At 36.0% G+C, this 25,581-nt stretch carries 24 protein-coding genes; 9 read left to right on the top strand and 15 right to left on the bottom strand.

The window, feature by feature from the left end; all coding sequences use genetic code 11:
• Positions 1-156: 156 nt before the first annotated feature.
• From AC3E7H_RS06305 to msr(D), 3 genes are all read left to right on the top strand, one after another.
• Positions 157-327, top strand: coding sequence for a hypothetical protein (locus AC3E7H_RS06305; protein ID WP_000873143.1), 171 nt, complete (start codon positions 157-159; stop codon positions 325-327).
• A gap of 385 nt (positions 328-712) precedes the next feature.
• The gene (gene mef(A), locus AC3E7H_RS06300) at positions 713-1,930 is read left to right on the top strand and encodes a macrolide efflux MFS transporter Mef(A) (protein WP_000417519.1); all 1,218 of its coding nucleotides are present in this window, start codon (positions 713-715) and stop codon (positions 1,928-1,930) included.
• Between the two features lie 119 nt (positions 1,931-2,049).
• On the top strand, positions 2,050-3,513 hold the full coding sequence (msr(D), locus tag AC3E7H_RS06295; protein ID WP_000420313.1) for an ABC-F type ribosomal protection protein Msr(D): 1,464 nt from the start codon (positions 2,050-2,052) through the stop codon (positions 3,511-3,513).
• Positions 3,514-3,630: 117 nt separating this feature from the next.
• On the opposite strand, the gene AC3E7H_RS06290 is transcribed toward msr(D), so the two are convergent.
• The 4 genes from AC3E7H_RS06290 to AC3E7H_RS06275 are packed head-to-tail and all read right to left on the bottom strand — an operon-like array spanning position 3,631 to position 4,875.
• Positions 3,631-3,930, bottom strand: coding sequence for a DUF5960 family protein (locus AC3E7H_RS06290; protein ID WP_001072467.1), 300 nt, complete (start codon positions 3,928-3,930; stop codon positions 3,631-3,633).
• Positions 3,917-4,285 (bottom strand): hypothetical protein, encoded by a 369-nt coding sequence (locus AC3E7H_RS06285; protein WP_000567222.1) that lies wholly within the window; start codon positions 4,283-4,285, stop codon positions 3,917-3,919. Before AC3E7H_RS06285 ends, AC3E7H_RS06290 begins: the two co-directional genes overlap by 14 nt.
• A gap of 12 nt (positions 4,286-4,297) precedes the next feature.
• Positions 4,298-4,633 carry a DinB/UmuC family translesion DNA polymerase gene (locus AC3E7H_RS06280; protein WP_000806926.1) on the bottom strand — a complete coding sequence of 112 codons (336 nt, stop codon included), beginning with the start codon at positions 4,631-4,633 and terminating at the stop codon, positions 4,298-4,300.
• The gene (locus tag AC3E7H_RS06275; RefSeq protein WP_001813542.1) at positions 4,630-4,875 is read right to left on the bottom strand and encodes a hypothetical protein; all 246 of its coding nucleotides are present in this window, start codon (positions 4,873-4,875) and stop codon (positions 4,630-4,632) included. The genes AC3E7H_RS06280 and AC3E7H_RS06275 overlap by 4 nt, the downstream gene beginning before the upstream one ends.
• Positions 4,876-5,775: 900 nt before the next feature.
• On the opposite strand from AC3E7H_RS06275, the gene AC3E7H_RS06270 reads away from it, so the two are divergent.
• The 6 genes from AC3E7H_RS06270 to xerS all read left to right on the top strand — a co-directional run bounded on the left by AC3E7H_RS06270 (position 5,776) and on the right by xerS (position 14,452).
• A complete protein-coding gene (locus AC3E7H_RS06270) occupies positions 5,776-7,044 on the top strand; it encodes a site-specific integrase (protein ID WP_490676264.1) in 1,269 nt (422 codons plus the stop codon).
• A 3-nt stretch (positions 7,045-7,047) separates the two neighbouring features.
• Entirely contained in the window at positions 7,048-8,898 is a 1,851-nt protein-coding gene (locus AC3E7H_RS06265) for a hypothetical protein (RefSeq protein WP_025197155.1), read from the top strand.
• Positions 8,895-10,544, top strand: a complete 1,650-nt coding sequence (locus AC3E7H_RS06260) for a hypothetical protein (protein ID WP_490676263.1) — start codon at positions 8,895-8,897, stop codon at positions 10,542-10,544. The genes AC3E7H_RS06265 and AC3E7H_RS06260 overlap by 4 nt, the downstream gene beginning before the upstream one ends.
• Entirely contained in the window at positions 10,537-11,250 is a 714-nt protein-coding gene (locus tag AC3E7H_RS06255; RefSeq protein WP_049550152.1) for a hypothetical protein, read from the top strand. Before AC3E7H_RS06260 ends, AC3E7H_RS06255 begins: the two co-directional genes overlap by 8 nt.
• A gap of 8 nt (positions 11,251-11,258) precedes the next feature.
• Positions 11,259-13,106, top strand: coding sequence for a zinc-ribbon domain-containing protein (locus tag AC3E7H_RS06250; protein WP_490676262.1), 1,848 nt, complete (start codon positions 11,259-11,261; stop codon positions 13,104-13,106).
• Positions 13,107-13,381: 275 nt separating this feature from the next.
• Positions 13,382-14,452, top strand: coding sequence for a tyrosine recombinase XerS (gene xerS / locus AC3E7H_RS06245; RefSeq protein WP_490676261.1), 1,071 nt, complete (start codon positions 13,382-13,384; stop codon positions 14,450-14,452).
• Between the two features lie 92 nt (positions 14,453-14,544).
• Here the strand turns inward: xerS and AC3E7H_RS06240 are convergent, their stop codons facing one another.
• The 11 genes from AC3E7H_RS06240 to AC3E7H_RS06190 all read right to left on the bottom strand — a co-directional run bounded on the left by AC3E7H_RS06240 (position 14,545) and on the right by AC3E7H_RS06190 (position 25,541).
• Complete coding sequence (locus AC3E7H_RS06240; RefSeq protein WP_490676260.1) at positions 14,545-15,186, bottom strand: hypothetical protein; 642 nt, start codon at positions 15,184-15,186, stop codon at positions 14,545-14,547.
• A 110-nt stretch (positions 15,187-15,296) separates the two neighbouring features.
• Positions 15,297-16,286, bottom strand: coding sequence for a lipoate--protein ligase (gene lplA / locus AC3E7H_RS06235; RefSeq protein ID WP_490676259.1), 990 nt, complete (start codon positions 16,284-16,286; stop codon positions 15,297-15,299).
• Positions 16,287-16,344: 58 nt separating this feature from the next.
• Positions 16,345-18,048 carry a dihydrolipoyl dehydrogenase gene (gene lpdA / locus AC3E7H_RS06230; RefSeq protein WP_490676258.1) on the bottom strand — a complete coding sequence of 568 codons (1,704 nt, stop codon included), beginning with the start codon at positions 18,046-18,048 and terminating at the stop codon, positions 16,345-16,347.
• 38 nt (positions 18,049-18,086) lie between these two features.
• Positions 18,087-19,130 carry a dihydrolipoamide acetyltransferase gene (locus AC3E7H_RS06225; RefSeq protein WP_490676257.1) on the bottom strand — a complete coding sequence of 348 codons (1,044 nt, stop codon included), beginning with the start codon at positions 19,128-19,130 and terminating at the stop codon, positions 18,087-18,089.
• A gap of 218 nt (positions 19,131-19,348) precedes the next feature.
• Positions 19,349-20,341: an alpha-ketoacid dehydrogenase subunit beta gene (locus tag AC3E7H_RS06220; protein WP_075231349.1), complete on the bottom strand. Its 993-nt coding sequence runs from the start codon at positions 20,339-20,341 to the stop codon at positions 19,349-19,351.
• A 17-nt stretch (positions 20,342-20,358) separates the two neighbouring features.
• The gene (locus AC3E7H_RS06215; RefSeq protein ID WP_490676256.1) at positions 20,359-21,327 is read right to left on the bottom strand and encodes a thiamine pyrophosphate-dependent dehydrogenase E1 component subunit alpha; all 969 of its coding nucleotides are present in this window, start codon (positions 21,325-21,327) and stop codon (positions 20,359-20,361) included.
• A gap of 179 nt (positions 21,328-21,506) precedes the next feature.
• A complete protein-coding gene (locus tag AC3E7H_RS06210; protein WP_490676255.1) occupies positions 21,507-22,847 on the bottom strand; it encodes an MATE family efflux transporter in 1,341 nt (446 codons plus the stop codon).
• Between the two features lie 11 nt (positions 22,848-22,858).
• Positions 22,859-23,119 (bottom strand): hypothetical protein, encoded by a 261-nt coding sequence (locus AC3E7H_RS06205; protein WP_490676254.1) that lies wholly within the window; start codon positions 23,117-23,119, stop codon positions 22,859-22,861.
• A gap of 10 nt (positions 23,120-23,129) precedes the next feature.
• Positions 23,130-24,401, bottom strand: coding sequence for a dihydroorotase (locus AC3E7H_RS06200; protein WP_490676253.1), 1,272 nt, complete (start codon positions 24,399-24,401; stop codon positions 23,130-23,132).
• A 12-nt stretch (positions 24,402-24,413) separates the two neighbouring features.
• Positions 24,414-24,878, bottom strand: coding sequence for an NUDIX hydrolase (locus AC3E7H_RS06195; RefSeq protein ID WP_001135775.1), 465 nt, complete (start codon positions 24,876-24,878; stop codon positions 24,414-24,416).
• Between the two features lie 9 nt (positions 24,879-24,887).
• On the bottom strand, positions 24,888-25,541 hold the full coding sequence (locus tag AC3E7H_RS06190; RefSeq protein ID WP_490676252.1) for a uracil-DNA glycosylase: 654 nt from the start codon (positions 25,539-25,541) through the stop codon (positions 24,888-24,890).
• Positions 25,542-25,581 lie beyond the last annotated feature (40 nt).

Raw genomic sequence — 25,581 nt, 5'->3', positions numbered from 1 at the left:
CTGTTGAAAGCAATACTTCATTTTACCGAATAAGTAATAATTTAGGCAACTTCAAATCGATTAAAAAAAACTATTTTAAAGGTTAAGAGTAGACAAAAATTGTCCACTCTTTTTTGCAAACTCAATTTATCAATAAATGAAATGAGGGAATGTAAAATGAAATATTTTGAGGTTGAGTTAGAAAATCCTGATGAATTTTTAAAACTACAAACAGAAGATTTTGTGAAAGCTAATCGCTTGCTACTAAGGAAGATAATCCAGAGCGTTACAGTCTATGAAGAAAACTTCGTCATATCCTTTAAATCTGGCATCGAATTGGAAGTATGAGTCTCATTCCATAACTTTTATATTGAACATATCATCTTGTTGTGTTATACTATAAATTGATATAAACAAAGATGTAGGAGGAACCGAAACTATGACAGCCTCAATGCGTTTAAGATAAGCTGGCAATAAAAAAAGCAGAATCTATACCCGATGATAGGCTTTTTTGTTGTGCTTATTTATACGATATTGAGCATTCATTAGTTACGGTGAGGATATTGGTTATTTAACTATACCTTTATTTAACTATGTCTTTAATATGAATGTTTCCAAATTGTATGTATGCAGACCAAAAGCCACATTGTGGGGTTTGGCCTGCATTTTTTATTGCCTAGAATGCTATTCAAAATAGAAATTCAAGCAAAATAATATGCAGGAGATAATATAAATGGAAAAATACAACAATTGGAAACGAAAATTTTATGCAATATGGGCAGGGCAAGCAGTATCATTAATCACTAGTGCCATCCTGCAAATGGCGATTATTTTTTACCTTACAGAAAAAACAGGATCTGCGATGGTCTTGTCTATGGCTTCATTAGTAGGTTTTTTACCCTATGCGATTTTGGGACCTGCCATTGGTGTGCTAGTGGATCGTCATGATAGGAAGAAGATAATGATTGGTGCCGATTTAATTATCGCAGCAGCTGGTGCAGTGCTTGCTATTGTTGCATTCTGTATGGAGCTACCTGTCTGGATGATTATGATAGTATTGTTTATCCGTAGCATTGGAACAGCTTTTCATACCCCAGCACTCAATGCGGTTACACCACTTTTAGTACCAGAAGAACAGCTAACGAAATGCGCAGGCTATAGTCAGTCTTTGCAGTCTATAAGCTATATTGTTAGTCCGGCAGTTGCAGCACTCTTATACTCCGTTTGGGATTTAAATGCTATTATTGCCATCGACGTATTGGGTGCTGTGATTGCATCTATTACGGTAGCAATTGTACGTATACCTAAGCTGGGTAATCAAGTGCAAAGTTTAGAACCAAATTTCATAAGGGAGATGAAAGAAGGAGTTGTGGTTCTGAGACAAAACAAAGGATTGTTTGCCTTATTACTCTTAGGAACACTATATACTTTTGTTTATATGCCAATCAATGCACTATTTCCTTTAATAAGCATGGAACACTTTAATGGAACGCCTGTGCATATTTCTATTACGGAAATTTCCTTTGCATTTGGGATGCTAGCAGGAGGCTTATTATTAGGAAGATTAGGGGGCTTCGAAAAGCATGTATTACTAATAACAAGTTCATTTTTTATAATGGGGACCAGTTTAGCCGTTTCGGGAATACTTCCTCCAAATGGATTTGTAATATTCGTAGTTTGCTGTGCAATAATGGGGCTTTCGGTGCCATTTTATAGCGGTGTGCAAACAGCTCTTTTTCAGGAGAAAATTAAGCCTGAATATTTAGGACGTGTATTTTCTTTGATCGGAAGTATCATGTCACTTGCTATGCCAATTGGGTTAATTCTTTCTGGATTCTTTGCTGATAAAATCGGTGTAAATCATTGGTTTTTACTATCAGGTATTTTAATTATTGGCATTGCTATAGTTTGCCAAATGATAACTGAGGTTAGAAAATTAGATTTAAAATAAACAATATTGGAGGAATATTTATGTATCTTATTTTCATGTAACTCTTCCTGCTAAAATCGCAGGGTTTTCCCTGCATACAAGCAAATGAAAGCATGCGATTATAGACAGGAGGAAATGTTATGGAATTAATATTAAAAGCAAAAGACATTCGTGTGGAATTCAAAGGACGCGATGTTTTAGATATAAATGAATTAGAAGTATATGATTATGACCGTATTGGTTTAGTAGGAGCAAATGGTGCTGGAAAAAGCACTTTACTCAGGGTACTTTTAGGAGAATTAACTCCCCCAGGATGTAAAATGAATCGTCTGGGTGAACTTGCCTATATTCCCCAGTTGGACGAAGTAACTCTGCAGGAGGAAAAAGATTTTGCACTTGTAGGCAAGCTAGGTGTTGAGCAATTAAATATACAGACTATGAGCGGTGGTGAAGAAACAAGGCTTAAAATAGCACAGGCCTTATCGGCACAGGTTCATGGTATTTTAGCGGATGAACCTACGAGCCATTTAGACCGTGAAGGAATTGATTTTCTAATAGGACAGCTAAAATATTTTACAGGTGCACTGTTAGTTATTAGCCATGACCGCTATTTTCTTGATGAAATAGTAGATAAAATATGGGAACTGAAAGATGGCAAAATCACTGAGTATTGGGGAAACTATTCTGATTATCTTCGTCAGAAAGAGGAAGAACGTAAGAGCCAAGCTGCAGAATACGAACAATTTATTGCGGAACGTGCCCGATTGGAAAGGGCTGCGGAGGAAAAGCGAAAACAGGCTCGTAAAATAGAACAGAAGGCAAAAGGTTCTTCAAAGAAAAAAAGTACTGAAGACGGAGGGCGTTTAGCTCATCAAAAATCAATAGGAAGTAAGGAAAAAAAGATGTATAATGCTGCTAAAACCCTAGAGCACAGGATTGCGGCCTTAGGAAAAGTAGAAGCTCCGGAAGGCATTCGCAGAATTCGTTTCAGGCAAAGTAAAGCATTGGAGCTCCATAATCCATACCCTATAGTCGGTGCAGAAATTAATAAAGTATTTGGGGATAAGGCTCTGTTTGAAAATGCATCTTTTCAAATTCCGTTAGGAGCAAAAGTGGCGTTAACTGGTGGTAATGGAATCGGAAAAACAACTTTAATCCAAATGATCTTAAACCATGAAGAAGGAATTTCTATTTCGCCTAAGGCAAAAATAGGTTACTTTGCACAGAATGGTTACAAGTACAACAGTAATCAGAATGTTATGGAGTTTATGCAGAAGGATTGTGACTACAATATATCAGAAATTCGTTCAGTGCTAGCATCTATGGGGTTCAAACAGAACGATATTGGAAAAAGTTTATCTGTTTTAAGCGGTGGAGAAATTATAAAATTGTTGCTTGCTAAAATGCTCATGGGTAGATATAACATCCTAATAATGGATGAACCCAGTAACTTCCTTGACATACCAAGTTTAGAGGCTTTGGAAATACTAATGAAGGAGTACACCGGAACTATCGTGTTTATCACCCACGATAAACGATTACTCGAAAATGTAGCAGATGTAGTTTATGAAATTAGAGATAAGAAAATAAATCTGAAACATTAAATTTAAGGTAGTCGCTGGTCAGTATAGTCTGTTCTGGTTGGCGACTCCATTGTTAAAGAGTATAAAGACTTTAGATTTTATGAATATTAAAAATAGGAACAGTCAATTGAACTGCTCCTATTTTTCTGCTAAATATATTGTAGTTTTCTTATATGTATAATGATAGATTAGCGGATTCTCATCTACGGTACTTACTTCAAATATGAAGAAGTGATCGCGGTTATCTCTGGACTTTTCCTTATTGAGGACAAAGTAATTCTTACGTGAAGTCGCCATTGTTTTTAGGATATCATCAGTTAGGAAGGTCAATGGAATATTCATGTTAGAGTAGCGGTAGAAGTCACGTTCAAAATCTTGGTAGCTCTCGCTATAATAGTCCATTTGTAGGTGATTACGCTGAAACTCAAGCTGATTCATAGAGCACCTCCTCGACAAGTTCAATACTAATAATGTCTTTTAATTTCAAATTGATGTGACCTGTTGTAGTTTTTATCAAAATGAAATCTTTGGTCAGACTTGGTATTGTTCCAGTGTAGGAAACACGCTTGTTTTTTTCAATCACTTGAATGCGTGTGCGTAGCTGCCCGGCGTATACTTGACTGAGGAGTAATAATTTCTTCTCTAGTGATAAGTCAGACATGTACGTTACTTTGTTTGTATCATCAGAGAGTGCTGATGCATGTTCAGATAGGAAAAAGCCCATCCATTTTTGCATCTTTGTATCCTGGTACTCTCTTGCTGATTGAAATGGTAAATATGAACGGTCAATCATATCAAATCCTTTCTATGCAGAGGCAAGGGTATTTTTATCAAATTGAATCGTAAAACCTTGAATTCCCCCACCTGTGTAACATTCTTTAAAGCGATTGATTACCTCAGTATAGATTATCACAGATGAGCTTGTTGGCTTAATGCTAAATGTAAATTCCAATGGTAATCGGTTTTCAGATTTAGCATGTACTAGTCGTATCGATATTTCAGTTGTTTTGAGTTTTCTCTGACGAAGTTTTGAAGTTGCTGTTTCAACGATTCCATGTAAAAATCTTTCAAGCATTTCAATATCATTACATCCTTTGCTACGGATTTCTGAAAATTGTACTGTATTTTTTTCTTGTTTCATTTTAATCCCTCCAATCCACCCGCGGAATGACCACCGATAAGTTTACTGCGTTCAATATTTCTGGAACCTTCAGTTAGGACGGTTCCTTTTTGTATGGCTAAAAAACCAAACTGTTCTCTGACAACATCAATAGCTGTCTGAAGTCTATTATCTTTTTCAATTTGTTCTACATCATCAAAGAGTGATAGTAGAGTATAGCTTTCATCTACGAAGCCACTATAAGATACACCAATTTGTCTCACTGCACCAGAGGTGTATTTTTTCGGAATAATACAAGTACATGACTCACCATTGTTTTGGGGAGATTTGCGGGTTCAATTTTATTCTGAGCATTTATAGATTTTTTCATCTCAGTCCTAGAATAGCCAATATGAATAGAAACGACAGTAGTCAATACTAGGGCTACTGTTCCGTTCCACAGTATCATTTAAAAATCATTTTCACACCCTTTCGTCTATTAGTATAGAAGAAAGCTCTCAGCACATGAGGAGAAATCATGAGGGATATTCTCAGTTGAATAAGTAAGAGTATAATCTACATCTCCAAAGTAGGAGTGGCCAGTTCCAGCAGAAAGACCTTCATAGGTTTTATAACTGAATAGATCGACTACTTTGTTGTCGAATTTTTCCTGTTCTTCAAGTAATCCTGAGGAATAGACGACAACTTTAAAATCAAATAAGCTAAAAACGCTCTAAAATCATTAAATTGATATAAAAATGTTTTTTATTGTCAAAATATACAATTAAAAAAATTTCCAGTTTTTTTAAAATCACTATCTCAGATGACAATTTAATCAAAATATGATATAATACAGAAAAAGTAAAAATAACAAAAGTAACTTACAAAAGTAAAAGAAAAAAAGTAAATAGATAGCCACGGCGGATATTCCTTTCATTGTTTAGAAGGAGTTGCTGTGGTTATCGTTGTTGCTGAGCTAATTAATTGCTCTTATTACTTAGATGAAGTTACTTTTGTTATTGAATTAATTCAAATAATAATAACGATCAATGAAAGTACTCATCGATATTCCCTTTATGCAGTTTAGAGCACAAAGGAAAATGGTACTGATTTGATCGTTTTTTTGTGTATTGACATCCTAAAACCCAGTCAGAACCTTCAGTCATATTAAACAAGGAGATAACATGAGATTTGTTGTATATAAACATTCACTAGTTTTAGGTGATAACAACATCGTGACAAAGCAATTTATCGTTCTGAAGCACGATGACGGCAACTTACAATTTACTGATTTTCATCGTTATGTTAAATCTACTTCAAGAATCAAGTCTATTTCAGATGATGGGAATAAACGCTTTTCTTACGTTGTTAAGTTTCTAAATTTTATATTTGGTACTTCTGGACTTAAAAGTATAGATCAACTTACACTTGAAATGGTTAGAGAATTTTTTACGCTTTATGGATTATCTCAGTTACCAGGAGATAGAGAAAAAAGAAAGAAAAGCACCGTTGAAAAATGCGTAAATGCAGTTCTTGACTTCTTAACTCTTTATTTAAGTGAGCGAGAGGGAAAGGCTAAGTTAAAAGCAGAAGAATTGTATGCTACGACAACTTTTACGAATAGTAGAGGACGGGTTATAAAGCGTAAAGAACCAAATTTTGAAATATACGTAAATGATAGCAACACTGAGAAAGCTATTTTTCGTGATATGCCAAATAGTGCTTTTGAGATGTTATTTTCTCACATAGCACACTATCATAAAGATCTACTCATGGTTGTGGCCTTGGGAGCCTTTGTTGGCTTAAGACCATCAGAAGCATGCAATGTAAGACGTGAAGATAGTCCTCTAGGGCCAGGTATTTTGTTTCACCAAAGTGATGGGCAAGTATTTAAGATTGAGATCGATCTACGAAAAGAAATACCTCTCCGAAGCGATTTAAAGCCAACTGGACGGATTAAAAAGGAAAGACTTCAAGCAGTACCTTATATCTTTCTGGAGGTCTTTTTAGACACTTATAATGACTATATGACTTATCTGGAAGGTAAGAAGTATGAGAAGGATTATGGACCTTTAAATCTTAACAGACGAGGAAAAGCATTATCATACGATGTATACTATCAACGATTTCGTAAGATTATTCGCGACGAAATGATCCCAATCTTCTTAAAATCTGATGATGCAGAGGTTGTCTTTTTTGGGCAGCTTTTGCAGGAGCATAATATTTCCCCACATATTTTCAGACACTGGTACACGACACAGTTAGTATTATCTGGGGTTTCTGAAATAAGTGAGCTTATGTCAGCAAGAGGTGATAAATCGCCTGAGAGTGCTTGGGTTTATCTACAAAACAAAGGAGAAATCGCAAAACAATATGGTCAAGTTAATAATGGTGTTTTTGACTATATGAATTGGCGAGCAAATGAACTTTTTGGTGATAAGTTAGAAAGGTAATGTATGACTTATTCAATTAAATCTTTGATCGAAAATCTGTTAAGTGAACTCGGAAAAAACGATATACAGTATAAAGGCAAAATTAGTAAGTTTTTAGTTGATAACAATTGGTTTAATATTGAGATTGATTTGGATAACTATTCTATCTCAGATAAAGATGCTCAATTATTAATAGAAAAAATAACCAATTATCTTCTTGGACCAACTGGTTTAGCAGGAATTCAGCCTATATTTAAACAAAAATTCCCATTAACTTACAAATATTTTCAGCAATACTCAGAAGATAGCAACTTATCTAAGGAAAACATGTTTTATGTTCAAGATTTTCTTGCTTTTTATCTTAAAAGAGATTTATTTCTCTGTAATGATAATGAGATTGAATTGTTGGTTGAAGAAGCAGTATATGCACTTGAAAAGCAAAAAGGCGAAGTTTTTATTGATTTTTTAAAGTGGTTAATGAATAAAATGAGATGTAACTATCACAAAAGATATGAATTTACACCTCGATACACATTAGAACAGGAGACTAACGCTTATGAGTTAGACGAATATTTAGAATTACTGTATTTTCTTTTTAATGACAATTACATTAGAAAAGAAGATATGCTTTATAAAGCAGCAATCTCAAAAGACTACGCAGATACCTGGCTATTTCTAGCACTTCATTTTATATGTGCGCTACGTGGAACAGATTTAGAACAACTTGGACATCCACAACTTCCTAGAACACCGAAAGAAGTTCTAAAATCAGTTAGAAGTGGTAATTGGAGTAGCAGTGAGGCAAGAAGAACTCTTTTAAGTATTACAACTCGTTTAACTTATTTAAATATTACTCCAAACAAAACAAAGCGAACTAAAAATATTAGTCAGATTAAATTTCAGGTCCCTGAGAGTTGTCAGGTATTGATTGGAACGTTGTTGGCTATCTGTGAAGCTCATTATCAGTTGAATAAAGATAATAATGATGAACCTTTAATTCGACAAATAAAAGAATATAAACGAATTAATCGATATATGGGGAAAGAAATTGGAGACTTATTTCTTGAAAGGAATTTTAGTTCTAGATCTGCAAATAAATCCTATCTTCAAACTGTTGCCATGTTAGCAGATGATGTTTTGCAAGAAAAATCTGAGTTAAATATTAAAGGCTATTTTTTAGCCGCATTAGCCCGTAGCCATAAAGGTTCATTCGATGAATTTGCACAAACTACAACAACGTACCTAAAAGATGCCCAACTAAGCCAGCTTAAACCAGAAATGGTTGCGAGAGAACTATTTGAACGAGGTGTTTTATCTATGATTCCATCAATGATCCTGACGATTGTAACTAGAGGAAAGTATAAAGAATTAAGTCCTAGTCAACAGACTCAGATGATTAAACAGTTAGATTTGACACCAAATGAGATTGAAAAAACATTGGCTTTAAGCATTCAGGCAGAAGTGAAATCGCAAAAGGCATTAAAGATTTTGGTAGAAGAAGAAGCAGAGCCTAATCAACTTCTTACTATTTGTCATCGTATAGGAAACGGTGAAGCCTTCTCAAAACAAGGTGAAAGCATGTGTCTTTTATCTGCGCTTGGAAAGATTTGTCCATATGACGATAGGCAACATTGCATCGGTTGTCATTATGAATTACAAACGAAATCTACTTTATTGTTATTAGTAGGAGAATTCAATCGTTTGAACAAACAATACTCTAGAGTTCGAACTGATTTAGAAAAAGGTAAAATTCGGAGTATTTTAGAAGAACAAATAAAACCTTGTTTAACTGAAATGTTGCAAGCTTTATGCGAGCAATATGGAGATGACGTGTTACATGATTACGAAGAAATAATAAAGGAGTTAATAAATTGAACAATCAAGCTAAACTTTTTAAAATTGAAAATTATTTTGAAACTTTTGACCGTGATTGTGTTCTGCGAGCAAAAGAAGTTTTCGATGACTATTTTGATAAAGGAATTATTCTAAGTTACGATTTTGATCATAAGAAATGGGAAACTACAAATGAATATGCCAATATTAGCCTGTTTTTTAACATTTCTGAATTTCAATATAGGAGATTTTATCAATCAATTTTTCAGTTGCCTTATAAGAAATTTATCGATTACTTAAAAAGTTTTATTGTTTTCTCAATGAAACAACATGTTTTAAAAACTTTACAGCTATTTCTAATGGATATTAAACAAATTATTAAAAATACAACCAAAGATACGTTTTTAGATTTAGAAAATATTTCTGTAAAATTTCCTGGTTTATGTATTGACTTTTTCTCAAATCTTCCCTGTTCAGATGATAGTCAACTAAATCAACTATTGGAGCAATTAGATAATAAATTAACTATCAACCTTCAAAAAAAGCAGAGGTCAAAACAGCAAAGACAATTAGCGCAATTTCAATCCTATTTTACTTTTAATGACATTTTAAATGATTATTGGTCTCAAACATTATCTAAGAAAGAACGTCTATTTTATTATCCATTGTATCTCTGGTGGCAGATTACAGCAATTTTACCTTTAAGGCCAAGAGAATTTCTTTTAATACAAAGAAACTGTTTAACCGAGAAAGATGGAAAATATTTTCTTACATTAAGGAGAAATATAATCAAAGGAAGGGATCGACTTGTTGCACATAAAATTTCTGAAGATTATACTTTGAATACTTATGAAATTACTAATTCATTAGCTTCTGAAATAAAGACTTACCTCAAACTTACGGAAAATGATAATTCTACTAAATTAGATACATTATTTGTGACTGATCCTCATTATAACCGTTGGGGTCGTCGAACAGGTGTTAATAACCGATTTTTAACTTACACTAATCTCAATACTATTTTGAGGTATTTTTTTAATGAGATTATTTCTCAAAAATACGGTTATCAAGTTAATTATTTTAGTTTTCCAGCTAGATTAGATGAAATTGGGGATACGAGACACATTGCAATGATCAATTTAATTGCAGAAGGGGCTAGTCCTGTTACAGCTATGCTTTTAGCTGGTCATGAAGATGTGACAACTTCATCTCACTATTTTTCAAATTTAAGCCAATTTATTGAATGTCGTAGTTATCAAATGTATCGTAAACTAACGAGTAAGAATACGAATTACACCATAAGTAAGAGACAGCCATTTTATACAGCACAAGGACAATACATCACTTTAGAAAATAAAGGACGGTGTTACTCACCCCGCTTTGCGAAAGGTGATTATTCAGATTGTCTGAAAGTTATTAGTGAGCATGCAGAACTAGGTGCTTGTACGAGCTGCCCTTTTTACCGTAAAGCAGGTAAAGATTATTTTTCAATGGATAAAACATTTAAAAAGTCAGTTGATGAAAAAGCTATGGTTGTAGATGAAGCGATTAGAAAAGTTAGGCAAGGGAAAGGTCATATTGAAGATATTGGAGAAGCTTTGTTGAAATTAAAAACAGTTAGCAATACCTATCAAGATTACTTAAATGCTAAACAACTATCTTTAGAGGAGAATAAGTCTAATGGCTAGAAAGAAATCAATTTCTGATGATGAATTGATTCATTTGTTTGAACAGTATTTAATTTCCCAGTGTTCCTGTGATTTAAGCTTGGTAAAAATCCCTCGGTTTGGTGACTATGTTAGGAATAATGGCTATCAAAATGTTGCGGATACAACCATTAGACGTAATAAAAGATTCAGGGATTTTTTAAAAGAAAGTGAAATTAAATACCAAGATGAAAATTATGAAGCTGTAATTACTTATAAGACCATAGATCCTGACAATTTTATGGCAAAAAATCGTGCTCCAGGTGCTATGAAAAGAGCATTGGTGGAAATTAGCCAATACTACAAGAAAATAGCAAACATTGCGGCCAGCTATAAACAAGAAGCAGATAAGTTACGTAGTTTAAATTCTGAACTACAGTCAACTAATGAAGATTTAAAACAGAAGCTACAAAGAGAAAATGAGTTAAGTGATGAGAATCAAAAACTATTACAAATAATCAAAACAAGTGTCTATCCAGAAATTGCGAATGAGCTTTTAAAAGCAGAAGGATTGTTAAAATATTCTCAAAAGGTTATCAGTGAGGATTTCCTAGCAGACAATATCATCACCGCTGATTCAGAAATAGATTTTCATTCTGGTGGTCTTATTGAACAAGAAAATCCTCAAAAATCAACTAAAGTGGTTTCTATTAAAAACTTACTAGACAGCAAAACTAATTATAAATGAGGAAAGAAATGAACAAGAAAGTTAAAGATAATCCAGCTATTTACATGTACTGGGATCAAAAACGAAATGTTCTTGACCCCAAAAAAATATCGTCAAATAGTTTAAAATATGCCTATTGGTCTTGCCCTTATTGTCAACACCATTGGGAAGCGAAAATCATTGATGTGCAGCTTGACAGTTATGAATATCTTAGGTGTTGCCCCCATTGTGGATTAGGTGAACGTTCCATTGATGAAAATGAGAGCGTCCTTCAGGTTTATCCCGATTTCAGAAATTATATAAACTACAGCATTGAGCAAGATGAAGAATTAGATGAGAAACTTCTTACCTTGCCGTTCAATAGTAAAAGAAAATTCAATTTTAAATGTCCGACGTGTCAATTAAGTTGGAAAGATTCTGCGACAAATAAGAGGTTATTTCAACTAACAAGTGGGGATTTGTTTCATTTTGGCTGCAATGAAACTTCCTATCATTGCGATTACAAATCAATTTATCCAAATTTAGCTAAAATCTATAGCGAACATTTAAACAAATTTAAATTTAACGAACTGAAGCTGAGTTACAATATAACAGTACCTATCCATTGGGAATGTGATAAGTGTCATTGCAAATTTGAATTATCTATTGATAGATTATTGAACCGAATTAAAAGAAGTGGTCATTACTGTTTGGAGTGTCATTCTTCATTTGAAGAGTTATTGGATAAAGATTTTGATGTTTCTCCTCTATCTTTTTTAAATTCTTCCATGCTCAAGGAGTGGTCTAAAAGGAACAATATTACACCTAATCAAGTTGATGTATTATCTAATGTTCATGTGTTATGGGAATGTACGAATTGTCACGGAGAGTATTCATGCTCACTATTTGAAAAAACAGATAGGTCTTGTCCATTTTGTTCAAATAGAGAAAAACTTCAGGATTTTAATACACTAAATGAAACACATCCCTATTTGAGGGAATTTTGGGACCTCAGTAATGAAAGGGATTTTTCCGAATATTGGTTTAAGTCAAATAATGTAGTTAGTTGGGTTTGTCCTTGTTGTAAAATCAACTTTCAATGTAGCCCAGCCGAAATGATCAGTCGAACCGATTTAGAAAATCAAAACTTTCAAACATGTCCCAATCAATGTGACTGGAGGACTGAGGTATTTAAAAATAATATTTTCCTTAAAGAACCAAAACTCATCAAAGAATGGAGCGATAAAAATAAAATTCCTATTCATTTATCTCAGACAACAATAGAAACGAAAAAATATTGGTGGGATTGTTCAAAGTGTCATGGGACATATTTATGTTCTATCCCAATTCGAAGAGAAGTTTCTCAGTGTTGTCCTTTCTGTAACAACGATAAGCCTCTGAATGGGTATAATACATTTGATTATTTGTACCCTGAACTAGCAAAATTGTGGGCACCAAATAATAAAGTCTCAATAGATAGTTTTGTTCCATTATTAACTGAAAAAAGGTTTTATTTATGGCGCTGCAAAGAATGTAACTTCGAATTTCATGAGCGCTTCAGCATTATATTAAATAAGTATTTAAATTCCGAGACAAAAGATCTTAAAGAAATGTGTCCATTTTGTGCAGAATTAAAAGAAAGACAAGATAATATCTCATTTGAAGATTTGATGAACGAGTGGGACTATCTTAACAATCTTATTCTAGGGGATCCAGAAAGAATCCCAAATAATACGCAATTAAGATTTTGGTGGATTTGTAAGAATAATCCAGAGCATCGTTATAGAATGGCTATTGTAGATAAGATTGCAAATGTAAAACGATCTATCGAGCCATGCATATTTTGTAAAGGGCGTAGACGAAAAAGAGAACATTTTGTTCCTTATAGGAAAATTTAAAAAACAGGTTCAAATTTGAACTTGTTTTTTATCATAAATTTTTATAAAGTACATTATTTTAAAAGATTGTATTTTTAGTTTTCAAGTAGATAGTGTACAGAATTTTAGTATGCGAAAGATTTAGTTTTCACGGGAATAAAGTACATTTTTTGCTCAAAAATTTTTTTCGGTTAACCTATATATCTCCTATAACTTCTTTCCGAAAAACTATAATTTTCTTGAAAAATATATCTGGCTATGCTATACTACTAGTATAGAAAGATTTGGAGAAAAACATGAAACGCGAGATCTTATTAGAACGTATTGATAAACTCAAACAAGTCATGCCCTGGTACGTTCTGGAATACTACCAATCGAAATTAGCTGTTCCCTACAGTTTTACAACCTTGTACGAATACTTAAAGGAATACGATCGATTTTTCAGATGGGTTTTAGAATCTGGTATATCGAATGCTGACACCATGGCAAATATACCTTTAGATGTACTTGAGAATATGACCAAGAAAGACATGGAATCTTTTATTCTTTACTTGCGTGAACGACCGTTGCTGAATGCCAATACAACTAAACAAGGAGTTTCTCAAACAACCATTAACCGTACTTTATCTGCATTGTCTAGTCTTTATAAATATTTGACCGAGGAAGTTGAAAATGAACAAGGTGAACCTTATTTCTATCGCAATGTCATGAAGAAGGTTGCTACCAAGAAAAAGAAAGAAACCTTGGCTGCCCGAGCTGAAAATATCAAGCAAAAACTCTTTTTAGGTGATGAAACAGAAGGTTTTTTGAATTATATAGATGAGGAATACCCTAAAACTCTCTCAAATCGCGCCTTATCCTCCTTTAATAAGAATAAAGAGCGAGATTTGGCCATCATTGCCCTTCTTCTTGCTTCTGGTGTCCGTCTCTCTGAAGCAGTTAACCTTGATCTTCGAGATCTCAACCTCAAAATGATGGTGATTGATGTTACTCGTAAGGGTGGAAAGCGCGACTCAGTCAATGTTGCTGCCTTTGCTAAGCCTTATTTAGAACAATATCTTGCTATTCGAGACAAACGCTATAAGACAGAAAAGACTGATACAGCCCTCTTCTTAACCCTGTATCGAGGTGTTCCAAATCGGATTGATGCTTCTAGTGTTGAAAAAATGGTCGCCAAGTATTCAGAAGACTTTAAAGTCCGCGTAACCCCCCATAAACTGCGCCATACATTAGCAACTCGTCTATATGATGCCACCAAGTCACAGGTTTTGGTAAGTCATCAACTAGGACATGCTAGCACACAGGTAACGGACTTGTATACGCATATCGTTAATGACGAACAGAAAAATGCCTTGGATAGTTTATAAGATACATAATATAATTTATGTAATTTTTAGTGTTAGAAAAAGAGCGTAGGATTTTTTTATGGTATCTTACGCTCTTTTATTCTTTCTATAAACTATAAAAATTCGATCCAATAATTACGGTGTGGCTCAATAATGACTGGTTTTCCCCAGAATGATTTTAGATAGGCCAAGTTTGCAGGGGTGACTGGTCTTTTTTCATCATTGAACTTCTCTGCACTCTCTTCCGTTAGAAAGCATTTAACTGCTTCATATGGTTTACCATCGCTCGCTATTCGATCAATTCCTAAATAAGCAATTTCATCACCGGATTTTGGAATATCTGTAAGTAGTTTACCAATAAAATAAACTGTCTTATCTTTCATTAATTCATAAGCCTTACTATTTTCCAGTCTGTTATTCGCTGCAGCGTACATAATACAAAAACTGTCCACAATATCTTTCAAAGGCATTAATTCTTCTTTGCTGACTATAATTTCGTCGGGAGCAAGTCCACCAAGGATTAAGTTTTGATAATGAGGTTGCTGAATGATATTATCTAAAGCCATTCCTAATGGTAGTTGGACAGCTTGATAACCTAATGGTTCTAGCTCTTGCTTTTTCTGGTCAAGGTGTTCTTGTGTAATACTGATATTCAAATCATATGGACTTGAAGGTTGTTGTTTGCTAAAAAAAGCCACTACTATACGATCTAACTGTTCAAATAAACCGAGATTTTCAACTGGAATTTTCATCATCGAATATGATCCCCTTTTTTTGTTAAGATTTCTTCTTTATTCTACTCTCATTATTTTTGAATATCAAGTCTAAGATAAAAGATATCCATGTTAAATGGATATCTTTTACTTTATTCAACAACTGCTTCAGCAATTTCTTCAGCAGTAATTCCTGCGAAATAACGACCTAGGTTAATGGTTTGAAGTGCTTTAAGGACATCTTCGCGTTCGTATTTAACACCACGAAGGACCTCTTCTACTGCTGCAACATCTTCGATACCGAAAAAGTCACCGTAAATCTTGATATCTTGAATTTTTGACTCGATAACATTAGCAAAAATTTCAACTTTACCACTTGGGAATTTAGTTCCACGACGGACATTGTATTCAGGTGATTTCCCATAGTTCCAGTCCCAAGTTCCAAACTTAGTTTCTTTGATTCGATTGATTTCAGCCAATTCTTCATCCGAGAAGACATACTCAGTCATCTCAGGGTATTCTTTTTTCATGTATTCCAAGAGTAAATCACGGAATTCTTCAACAGTGATCTTTTCTGGCAACTCATCGATAATATTAGTTACTCGAGCACGGACTGATTTAACCCCTTTTGATTCAAACTTATCTTTAGACACTTTAAGTGCGTTAGCTAGGACTGACAAATCCACGTCAAAGAGAAGACAACCATGGTGCATGATACGGCCATTGATATAGGCTTGTGCATTTCCACAGAATTTCTTACCGTCGATTTCCAAGTCGTTACGGCCTGTAAATTGAGCTTTAACACCAAGTTCTGCCAAAGTATTGATAACTGGTGTAGAGAAGCTCTTGAAGTCAAAAGCCTTATTTTCATCTTCTTTAGAAATGATAGTATAGTTAAGGTTGTTCAAATCATGGTAAACAGCTCCACCACCACTGATACGACGCACTACTTCAATTCCATTTTCACGAACATAATCACGGTTAATTTCTTCGATAGTGTTTTGGTGACGTCCTACAATAATAGATGGTTTGTTAATCCAAAGAAGGAAGATTTGATCCTCATCAAGGAGATGTTTAAAAGCGTACTCCTCTAAAGCAATATTAAAGGCAGTGTCGTTTGAATGATTGATAATGTATTTCATAAGATACCTTCTAATACGATAGAGACTGGAAAATAATTCCAGTCTAGTCTATCTATTTTTATTTTTTCTTAGGTGAATGGATAGCCATTCCAAGAACATCAGCAAATGCTTCGTACATAACTTCAGAGTATGTTGGGTGTCCGTGGATTGTCTTAAGCATTTCTTCAACAGTGATTTCCATTTCGATGATGCTTGACGCTTCATTGATCAACTCTGCAGCAGCAGGACCAATGATATGAACACCAAGGATTTCACCATATTTCTTGTCTGCAATGACTTTAACAAATCCTTGAGCAGCATCTGATGCAATTGCACGTCCGTTTGCGGCAAAGTTGAATTTACCGATTTGGACATCGTATTTCTCACGAGCTTGTTCTTCAGTCAAACCAACTGCTGCTACTTCTGGAAGTGTGTAGATAGCTGCAGGAGTCAAGTTCAATTTAGCAACATGGTGATTTCCTTTAAGGGCATTTTCCGCAGCTACCTCACCCATACGGAAGGCAGCATGTGCCAACATCTTAGTACCGTTGATATCACCTGGTGCATAAATACCAGGAACAGAAGTTTCCATGTACTCGTTAACCTTGATACGACCACGGTCTAACTCAAACTCAACTTCTCCGATACCTTCAAGGTCTGGAACACGACCAATTGAAAGAAGAGCTTTATTTGCGATGATATCATCTTTTCCTTCAACTTTGATACGGAGTTTGCCATCTTCTTCAATGATTTCTTGCAGTTTAGTACCTGTCAAGATAGTCATACCTTTGCGCTCAAGAATCAAGCGAAGGTTTTTAGATACTTCAGCATCCATAGCTGGAACAATACGATCCATCATTTCGATAACAGTAACTTTTGAACCAAATGTCATGAAGGCTTGTCCAAGCTCGATACCGACAACTCCACCACCAATGATCACAAGGCTTTCTGGTACTTCGTTCATTTCAAGGATGTCATCACTAGTCATCACAAGAGATGATTCCATACCAGGAACATTGATTTTGCTTACTTTTGAACCACCAGCAAGAATGATCTTCTTAGTTTCAAGTAATTCAGAACCGTTTACCAAGACATTCTTATCTTTAGTAATAGTACCGATACCTTTATGAACATCAACTCCATAGCTACGAAGAAGTCCTGCAACACCACCTACAAGGGTATTGACAACTTTAGATTTTGTTTCTAAAAGTTTCTCCATATCAACAGTGAAATTAGGATTTTCAATTACGATACCACGATTTGCTGCATGACCGATATTTTCAATGATTTCAGCGTTGTGAAGGTAAGTCTTAGTTGGGATACACCCACGGTTTAAGCAAGTTCCACCAAGTTCAGATTTCTCAACAAGAGCAATCTTACCACCTAATTGAGCTGCTTTAATGGCAGAAACATATCCAGCAGGTCCACCACCAATAACAACGATATCATAAGCATCATCGCTCTTACCATCATCGTTTGAAGCACTTTCTGCAGGTGCTGGGCTAGCTTCTGGTGCAGCTGCTCCAGCTGTTGGGATATTTTCCCCTTCTTCACCAAGATAACCGATAACTTCAGTAACAGGAACAGTCTCGCCGTCACCTTTTAGGATAGCGATCAAGTAACCGTCTTCTTCTGCTTCCAATTCCATGCTGACTTTGTCAGTCATGATTTCCAAAAGGATTTCTCCTTCTTTTACAAATTCTCCGACTTTTTTATTCCATTGGACGATTTGTCCTTCTGTCATATCCACGCCGGCTTTTGGCATAATTACTTCTAAGGCCATATCTTACTTCCTCTATCTATATTTCTAAAACAAATACTTTAAACCAACATTGAGATTGGGTTTTCAATTAAAGCTTTCAAGTCTTTCATAAACTTAGCACCAGCCATACCATCTACGACACGGTGGTCAATTGTTAAACCAAGACTCATAATTGGACGAATCACGATTTCACCATTAACAACAACTGGTTTCTCAATTGTTGAGCTAACCCCAAGGATTGCTGAGTTCGGTTGGTTAATGATTGGACCGAATGATTGAACACCAAACATCCCCAAGTTACTGATGGTGAAGGTTGAATTTTGCAATTCGCTAGGAGCTAGTTTACCATCTAAAGTACGTCCAATAACGTCTTTAAATGCAACAACCAATTCAGACAAGCTCATTTTTTCTGCATTATAAACAACAGGTGTCATCAATCCATTATCCATACCAACCGCCATCGCAAGGTTGACATAATTGTGAGTGATGATAGTCTTACCATCTTCAGTCAACGAAGCGTTGATATATGGATGTTTCATAAGAGTTTTGACAACCGCAAGTGAAAGCAAATCTGTAACAGTGATCTTCTTACCAGTTGCTTCCATGATTGGTTCAAGGACCTTCTTACGAAGGGCAAGCAATTCAGACATATCTACATCGTAGTTAAGCGTGAAGGTTGGAGCAGTCAAGTATGACTCAACCATACGTTGTGCAATAACCTTACGCATAGGAGTCATCGGAATACGTTCGATTTCACCATAAGGTGTTACGTTATCTGGAACTTCTTCCACTTTCTCAATTTGAGCAGGTGATTTAATCGTATCGTTTTCGATATTTTCAGGAAGAAAGGCTAAAACATCCTTCTTCATGATTTTACCACGATGACCTGTTCCTTGAATTTCTTGCCAAGCAATATTATGCTCTAGTGCAATTCGTTTTGCGAGTGGTGAAATGCGAACCACGTTAGTGTCTTTATATGTTTCCACGTCTTCTTTGTGGACACGACCGTTTGCGCCTGAGCCAGAAATGTCGTAGAGATTTATCCCTAAATCATCTGCTAATTTTCTAGCCGCAGGAGTCGCTCTTAGCTTATCATCAGCCATGACCTCTCCTATTCTATTATAAGATACTAAGGGCGTCAAAAGTCAAAGTGAAAATAGGAAACTTGACGAAGAAACTTTAGTTTCTAGGAAAGTTTATCTTTTTCACCCAGACTTTAGCCCGTGCTCTAATCTAAGATATCAAGGACGTAGAGGACTCTGCACCTAAAAGATACAAAGCTTCTCGTCTAATTAATTTTTTACATAATTTATTTTATGTATTATTGTTTATTATATGTTTTACGGATGGCATCTTTGATGCTTTCAACTGTCGGAATCATTGCATTTTCTAGATTTTGTGCATAAGGCATTGGTACATCCTCACCTGCACAACGGCGAATTGGCGCATCCAAGTAGTCAAATGCTTCAGATTCTGAGATAATAGCTGAAATTTCACCGATAAAACCACTTGTCTTGTGGGCATCGTTGACAAGAACTACTTTTCCAGTCTTCTTAACTGAATTAATAATGATGTCTTTATCAAGTGGAACCAAAGTACGTGGATCTACCACTTCTACTGAAATCCCTTCTTCAGCCAATTCTTCAGCTGCTTGCATGACACGACGAAGCATTTTACCGTAGGTTACTACTGTTACATCAGTACCTTCGCGTTTGATTTCTCCGACACCAAGTGGGATAGTATAGTCTGGATCAACAGGAACCTCACCTTTTTGGTTGAATTCTGATTTGTATTCAAGAATGATAACAGGGTTGTTATCGCGAATAGAAGACTTGAGAAGTCCCTTCATATCAGCTGGTGTACCTGGAGCTACAACCTTCAATCCTGGGATATGCGTAAACCATGTTTCTAATGATTGTGAGTGTTGTGCTGCAGAACCTACACCATTACCAGCTGCACAGCGGATTGTCATTGGTACTTGACCTTTTCCACCAAACATATAACGAGTTTTAGCGGCTTGGTTAACGATAGCATCCATGGCAATTACAGAAAAGTCCATAAAAGTCATATCTACGATTGGACGAAGTCCAGTCATTGCAGCACCAGCAGCTGCACCAGAAATTGCAGCTTCAGAAATCGGACAGTCACGAACACGTTCTGGACCAAATTCTTCAAGCATACCTACTGAAGTACCGAAGTCTCCACCGAAAACTCCGACATCTTCACCCATCAAAAGCACATTTTCATCACGACGCATTTCCTCAGACATTGCAAGGATAATGGTATCGCGGAAAGACATTAATTTAGTTTCCATATTTTCTCTACTTCTCCTTAGTCTGCGTAAATATCTTCAAATGCTGATTCTAGTGGAGGGAATGGACTTTCTTCTGCAAATTTAACAGATGCCTCCACTGCTTCCTTAACTTGTGCTTGAATTTCTTCAAGTTCTTCTTCGTTAGCAATCTTATTTTCAACAAGGTACTTGCGAAGGTTTTCGATTGGATCTTTTTGCTTCCACTCTTCTACTTCTTCACGTGTACGATATTTACCAGGGTCAGATGATGAGTGACCAAGCCAACGGTAGGTTACACTTTCAATCAAGACAGGACCTTTACCAGAGCGAACGTGCTCTACCGCTTTTTTAAATCCTTCGTATACATCAATTACATTGTTTCCGTCAGGAATAAACATACCAGGAATACCGTAAGCAGCACTACGTTCATGAATATGTTGAACATTTGTCATTTTCTTAATATCAGCAGAGATTCCATATCCGTTATTGATACAGTAGAAAATAACAGGAAGATTCCAGATTGAAGCCATATTCACCGCTTCGTGGAAGACACCTTCGTTTGTTGCACCGTCACCAAAGAAGCAGACAACGATTTTACCAGTGTTTTTCATTTGTTGAGTAAGGGCAGCACCTACTGCGATTCCCATACCACCACCTACAATACCGTTGGCACCAAGGTTACCTGCATCAAGGTCAGCGATATGCATAGACCCGCCTTTACCTTTACAAGTTCCAGTATATTTACCTAGGATTTCAGCCATCATACCATTAAGGTCAATACCTTTAGCGATGGCTTGACCGTGACCACGGTGATTTGAAGTGATCAGGTCATCTGCGTTTAGAGCTAACATAGCCCCGACGTTAGCAGCTTCCTCACCAACAGAAAAGTGCGTCATTCCTGGCACTTTTCCTTTTTTTACTAATTGAGCAATTTTTAAGTCCATACGACGAATTTCTTCCATCTTACGGAACATCTCAAGCAAAAGATTTTTATCTAAAGTTGACATAATCTTGCCTTTCTAAGTTTAAATTCTTATAGTTCTATTTTACTTTATAGGTTAATTAGTGTCAAAAAATATGCTTGCAATTTTTCACAATATAAAAAAAGAAAAGTCAGTAAAATCAAGACTTTTCTTTATATAAAATACAAATTTCACAAGCTGTTTTTTCATCATTTTTCAACAAATTATTTGAATCTTTTCATAATAACTTGTAAACGCCACTGATAAAGAATTCCACTTACCATTAAACTAATGATAAGAGCAATCCAATAGGAGTACGCACCTAAACTAGTCGAATAATCAAGATATAAGCCAAGCGGAATCCCTACACCCCAGTATCCAAGAAGACCAAGGCAAAAAGGAACAATCGTATCCTTGTAACCTCTTAAAATCCCTTGCAAAGGTGCCGCAAAGGTATCAGCTAACTGGAAAAACAAGCTATAGGTCATAAAAGAAGCTGTTAGTTGGATAAATTCTGGATCTTGACCATAGAGACTAGCAACATTCTCACGATAAATATAAAGGAAACTAAGTGTTAAAACTGCAAAGACCATAGCTGTTAAACGACCAATATGGATATACTGTTTTGCATCGTCTAACCGTTTAGCTCCTACCTCAAAAGAAATCACAATAGCCATTGCTGTTGAAATGCTCATAGGAAAAGCGTACATGAGAGATGAAAAGTTCATGGCAGACTGATGACTAGCTATTATCAATGATGAAAACTTCGCCATAATCAAGCCGACGGCTGAAAAAATAGCAACTTCTGCAAATACAGTTCCACCTATTGGTAGACCAAGATAAATAGCTTCCTTGATTTTTTTGATTTGTAGGGGCATAGGTCTTTGGAGTTGATATCCCTTGAGCTTTTTATGCTTTAACAAGACCAAAACCGAAATCAGCAACAAAGCCCAGTAGGCAAGGGAAGTTCCCAGACCTGCTCCTACACCTCCTAACTCAGGAAAACCAAAAGCTCCGTATATTAGTAAATAGTTAAATCCACTATTTAAAGGAAGTAAAAGAAGCATGAGATACATAGACAATTTTGTCAGTCCTAGCGTATCAAGTAGCGAACGAATAACACTAAAAAGTAAGAGAGGAATAATACCGATTGCTAAGAGCCACAGATAACGTATGGCAACACTGGATACAGCCACTTCCAGCCCCATGAATTGTAAGACAATTGGTGCTAAAAAGAAAACCAAGCCAAAAAGTAGGATAGATAAGGCTAAAGCCAAATAAAGAAATTGATAAAAATCCGAAGAAACTTCTTTCTTTTTTCCTTGTCCCAAATGGTGACCAATAATAGGGACTAAGGCTGAGACAATCCCTGTCAGGAAGGTAAAGAAAGGATTCCACAAACTAGTTGCAATTGAAACACCCGCTAAATCCAGTGTATTATATTGCCCTGTCATCGTGGTATCTACAAAAGATGCGGAAAAATTAGCGAATTGATAAATTAAAATAGGAAAGAAAATTTTTAAAAATAAGATGATTTTATCTTTAATAGTTTCTGTTGTATGCATACCTACTCTTTCTACTCCTTTTCATCCAAGCCAAAAAGCTTTAAGCCGTATTTTCTCAAGCTCAAGGGTGGATTACTAGCTTTTGATGTCGTGTGCCAACAATTACATGAGGCGCAATAATAGCTTCTAACCAATCCACCATTATCATAGCCTACGGCGTGATCAGCTTTTTCCTTGGTTTCATACTGAATTTTAGCACGGTTAGCTGCTGGACAAAATACTCCATGGCAAGCATTTCGTTTTCGATTTCTAAGTTTACGAAAATAATTCATCCTCAAGCTCCTAATCTGCTTGATAAACGATTTGTCCCTTACAGATAGTATATTTGACCTGCCCTTTTAATTGTTCACCAATGAATGGTGAATTAGCTGCTTTAGAAGCAAAATGTGTATATACAACTCGATCCGCTTTATCATCGAAAATCGTAATATCAGCTGGCCCGTTTTCAGTTAGATAACCTGCTTCAAAATTATACAGTTTTGCTGGATTGTAGGTCATTTTTTCTAGCAATTGCATTAAACTCAACTCGCCAGCTTCAACCAAGTAGGTTAAACCTAGTGACAAAGAAGTTTCCAAACCAGTCATACCTGATGGCGCTTTGGTAATATCCTCAACATTTTTTTCGTCAGCATGGTGAGGCGCGTGGTCAGTAGCAATGACAGAAATGACTCCAGATTTTAAACCTTCAATGACGGCGCGACGGTCTGATTCCAAACGAAGAGGAGGATTCATCTTAGCGTTACTTCCTTTAGTCAATAGAAGCGTTTCAGTCTTAGAAAAATGCTGTGGAGCTACTTCTGCAGTTACATTTGCTCCCATATTTTGAGCAAACTCAACAACTTTGACACTTTCTTCTTTAGACAAATGCTGGATATGAACATGAGCCTTGGTTGCATAGGCAATCATGACATCACGAGCAATCATAGCGTACTCTGCAACTCCTGTTGCACCGCAGATATGGAAATGTTCTTTTGCGATATTTTCGTTAAAACCAAGCGTACCATTTAAGCCAGGATCTTCTTCATGAAGACTAATAAAAGTATTTAGTTTTTTCGCTTCTTCCATGGCTTCCTTGACAACTTTACTACTTTCAAGAGGAATCCCGTCATCAGAAAAACCAACTGCCCCTGCTTCTAAAAGGGCTTTAAAATCAGTTAAGTCTTGACCATTAAAATTTTTGGTAATTGTAGCTACAGACTTAACGTTAATCTTTTCCTTAGCTGCAGATTGAAGAACTTCCTCTAAAGTCTCAACATCTGAGATAGTTGGATTGGTATTAGCCATCATAACGACAGTTGTAAAACCACCTGCTGCGGCTGCTAAAGCACCTGTATGAATGTCTTCTTTATGAGTCTGACCAGGTTCACGGAAATGGACATGGATATCCACCAAACCAGGCGCAACTACAAGACCAGTAGCCTCTATTACTTGAGCACCTTCTTCCTGGATTTCAGGAGCGATTTGAATGATTTTCCCTTCATCAACCAAAACATCACAAACTTGATCCAAACCAGACTTTGGATCTATCACACGGCCGTTTTTGATTACTAACATAACAATACTCCTTTATTCGTAGAAATCCACTTGGGTATCCAATAACTTATCACCATCATAGACAAACTTGGCTGAAAAGAAGGGTTTATCTTCTAAAAGCCACTCGACAAAGGTATGGTCACCTTCCCAAGTCGGTTTGCTTAAAACTTCATCGTAAGGAACCCATTCTAAGGTCCCTTCGTTGCAGTCAATCAATTCACCCTCAAACTCTGTCACCTTAAAGACGTAGGTGTACCAGTCCAAGTCCGGTGTAAACTCTGGAAAGGTGATCACTCCTTTTAATACTGGTTTTGCTTTTAGACCAGTTTCTTCTAAAATCTCACGAGCAGCACATTCTTGTGGAGTTTCTCCACGCTCTAACTTTCCACCTACACCGATCCATTTTCCTTCATGGACATCATTAGGCTTTTTATTGCGATGAAGCATGAGCAATTCTTTTCCATTATCAATGTAGCAAATTGTCGCTAGCTGAGGCATATTCTCTCCTTATCTAAGCCAATCGATTGGCTTTTGTCCTGTTTCTTTTAAGAATGCATTGGCCTTGGAAAAAGGCTTGGAGCCCCAAAATCCTCTGTAAACAGAAAGAGGACTTGGGTGGGCTGATTCGATAATCAAGTGCTGAGGATTTTTAACTAAGGACTTCTTCTTACGTGCATAAGCACCCCAGAGTACAAAAACCACAGGTCTATCTAAATTATTGACAACCTTAATCACTGCATCCGTGAATGGCTCCCAAATCTGACCAGCATGACCATTAGCCTGCCCAGCAGGGACAGTCAAGCAAGCATTGAGAAGCAAAACACCCTGCTCCGCCCAAGAGGTCAAGTCATGAGACGGTTTTACCCCAATATCATCCGCAAGTTCTTTTAAAATATTTTGCAAAGAAGGAGGTGCTGGAATAGAATCTGGAACTGAAAAACTCAAGCCCTGAGCTTGACCAGGCCCATGATAGGGATCTTGGCCTAGAATTACCACTTTAACCTCTTCCAGAGGAGTCGTCAAAAGAGCCTGAAAAACCTTTTCCTTAGGCGGATAAACAGTTCCTTGAGCATAAACCTGCTCCATAAAGTGATTGATTTTTCCAAAATAACCTTCAGGTAATTGCTCTTTAATCAAAGCATGCCAAGATGAGTGTTCCATAGCCGACTCCTTCCTTAATACTGCCTCTATTATAGCAAAA

This window comes from Streptococcus sp. SCPM-O-B-15304 (M98), assembly GCF_058200215.1.
This window is presented reverse-complemented; position numbering and strand designations above follow the sequence as displayed.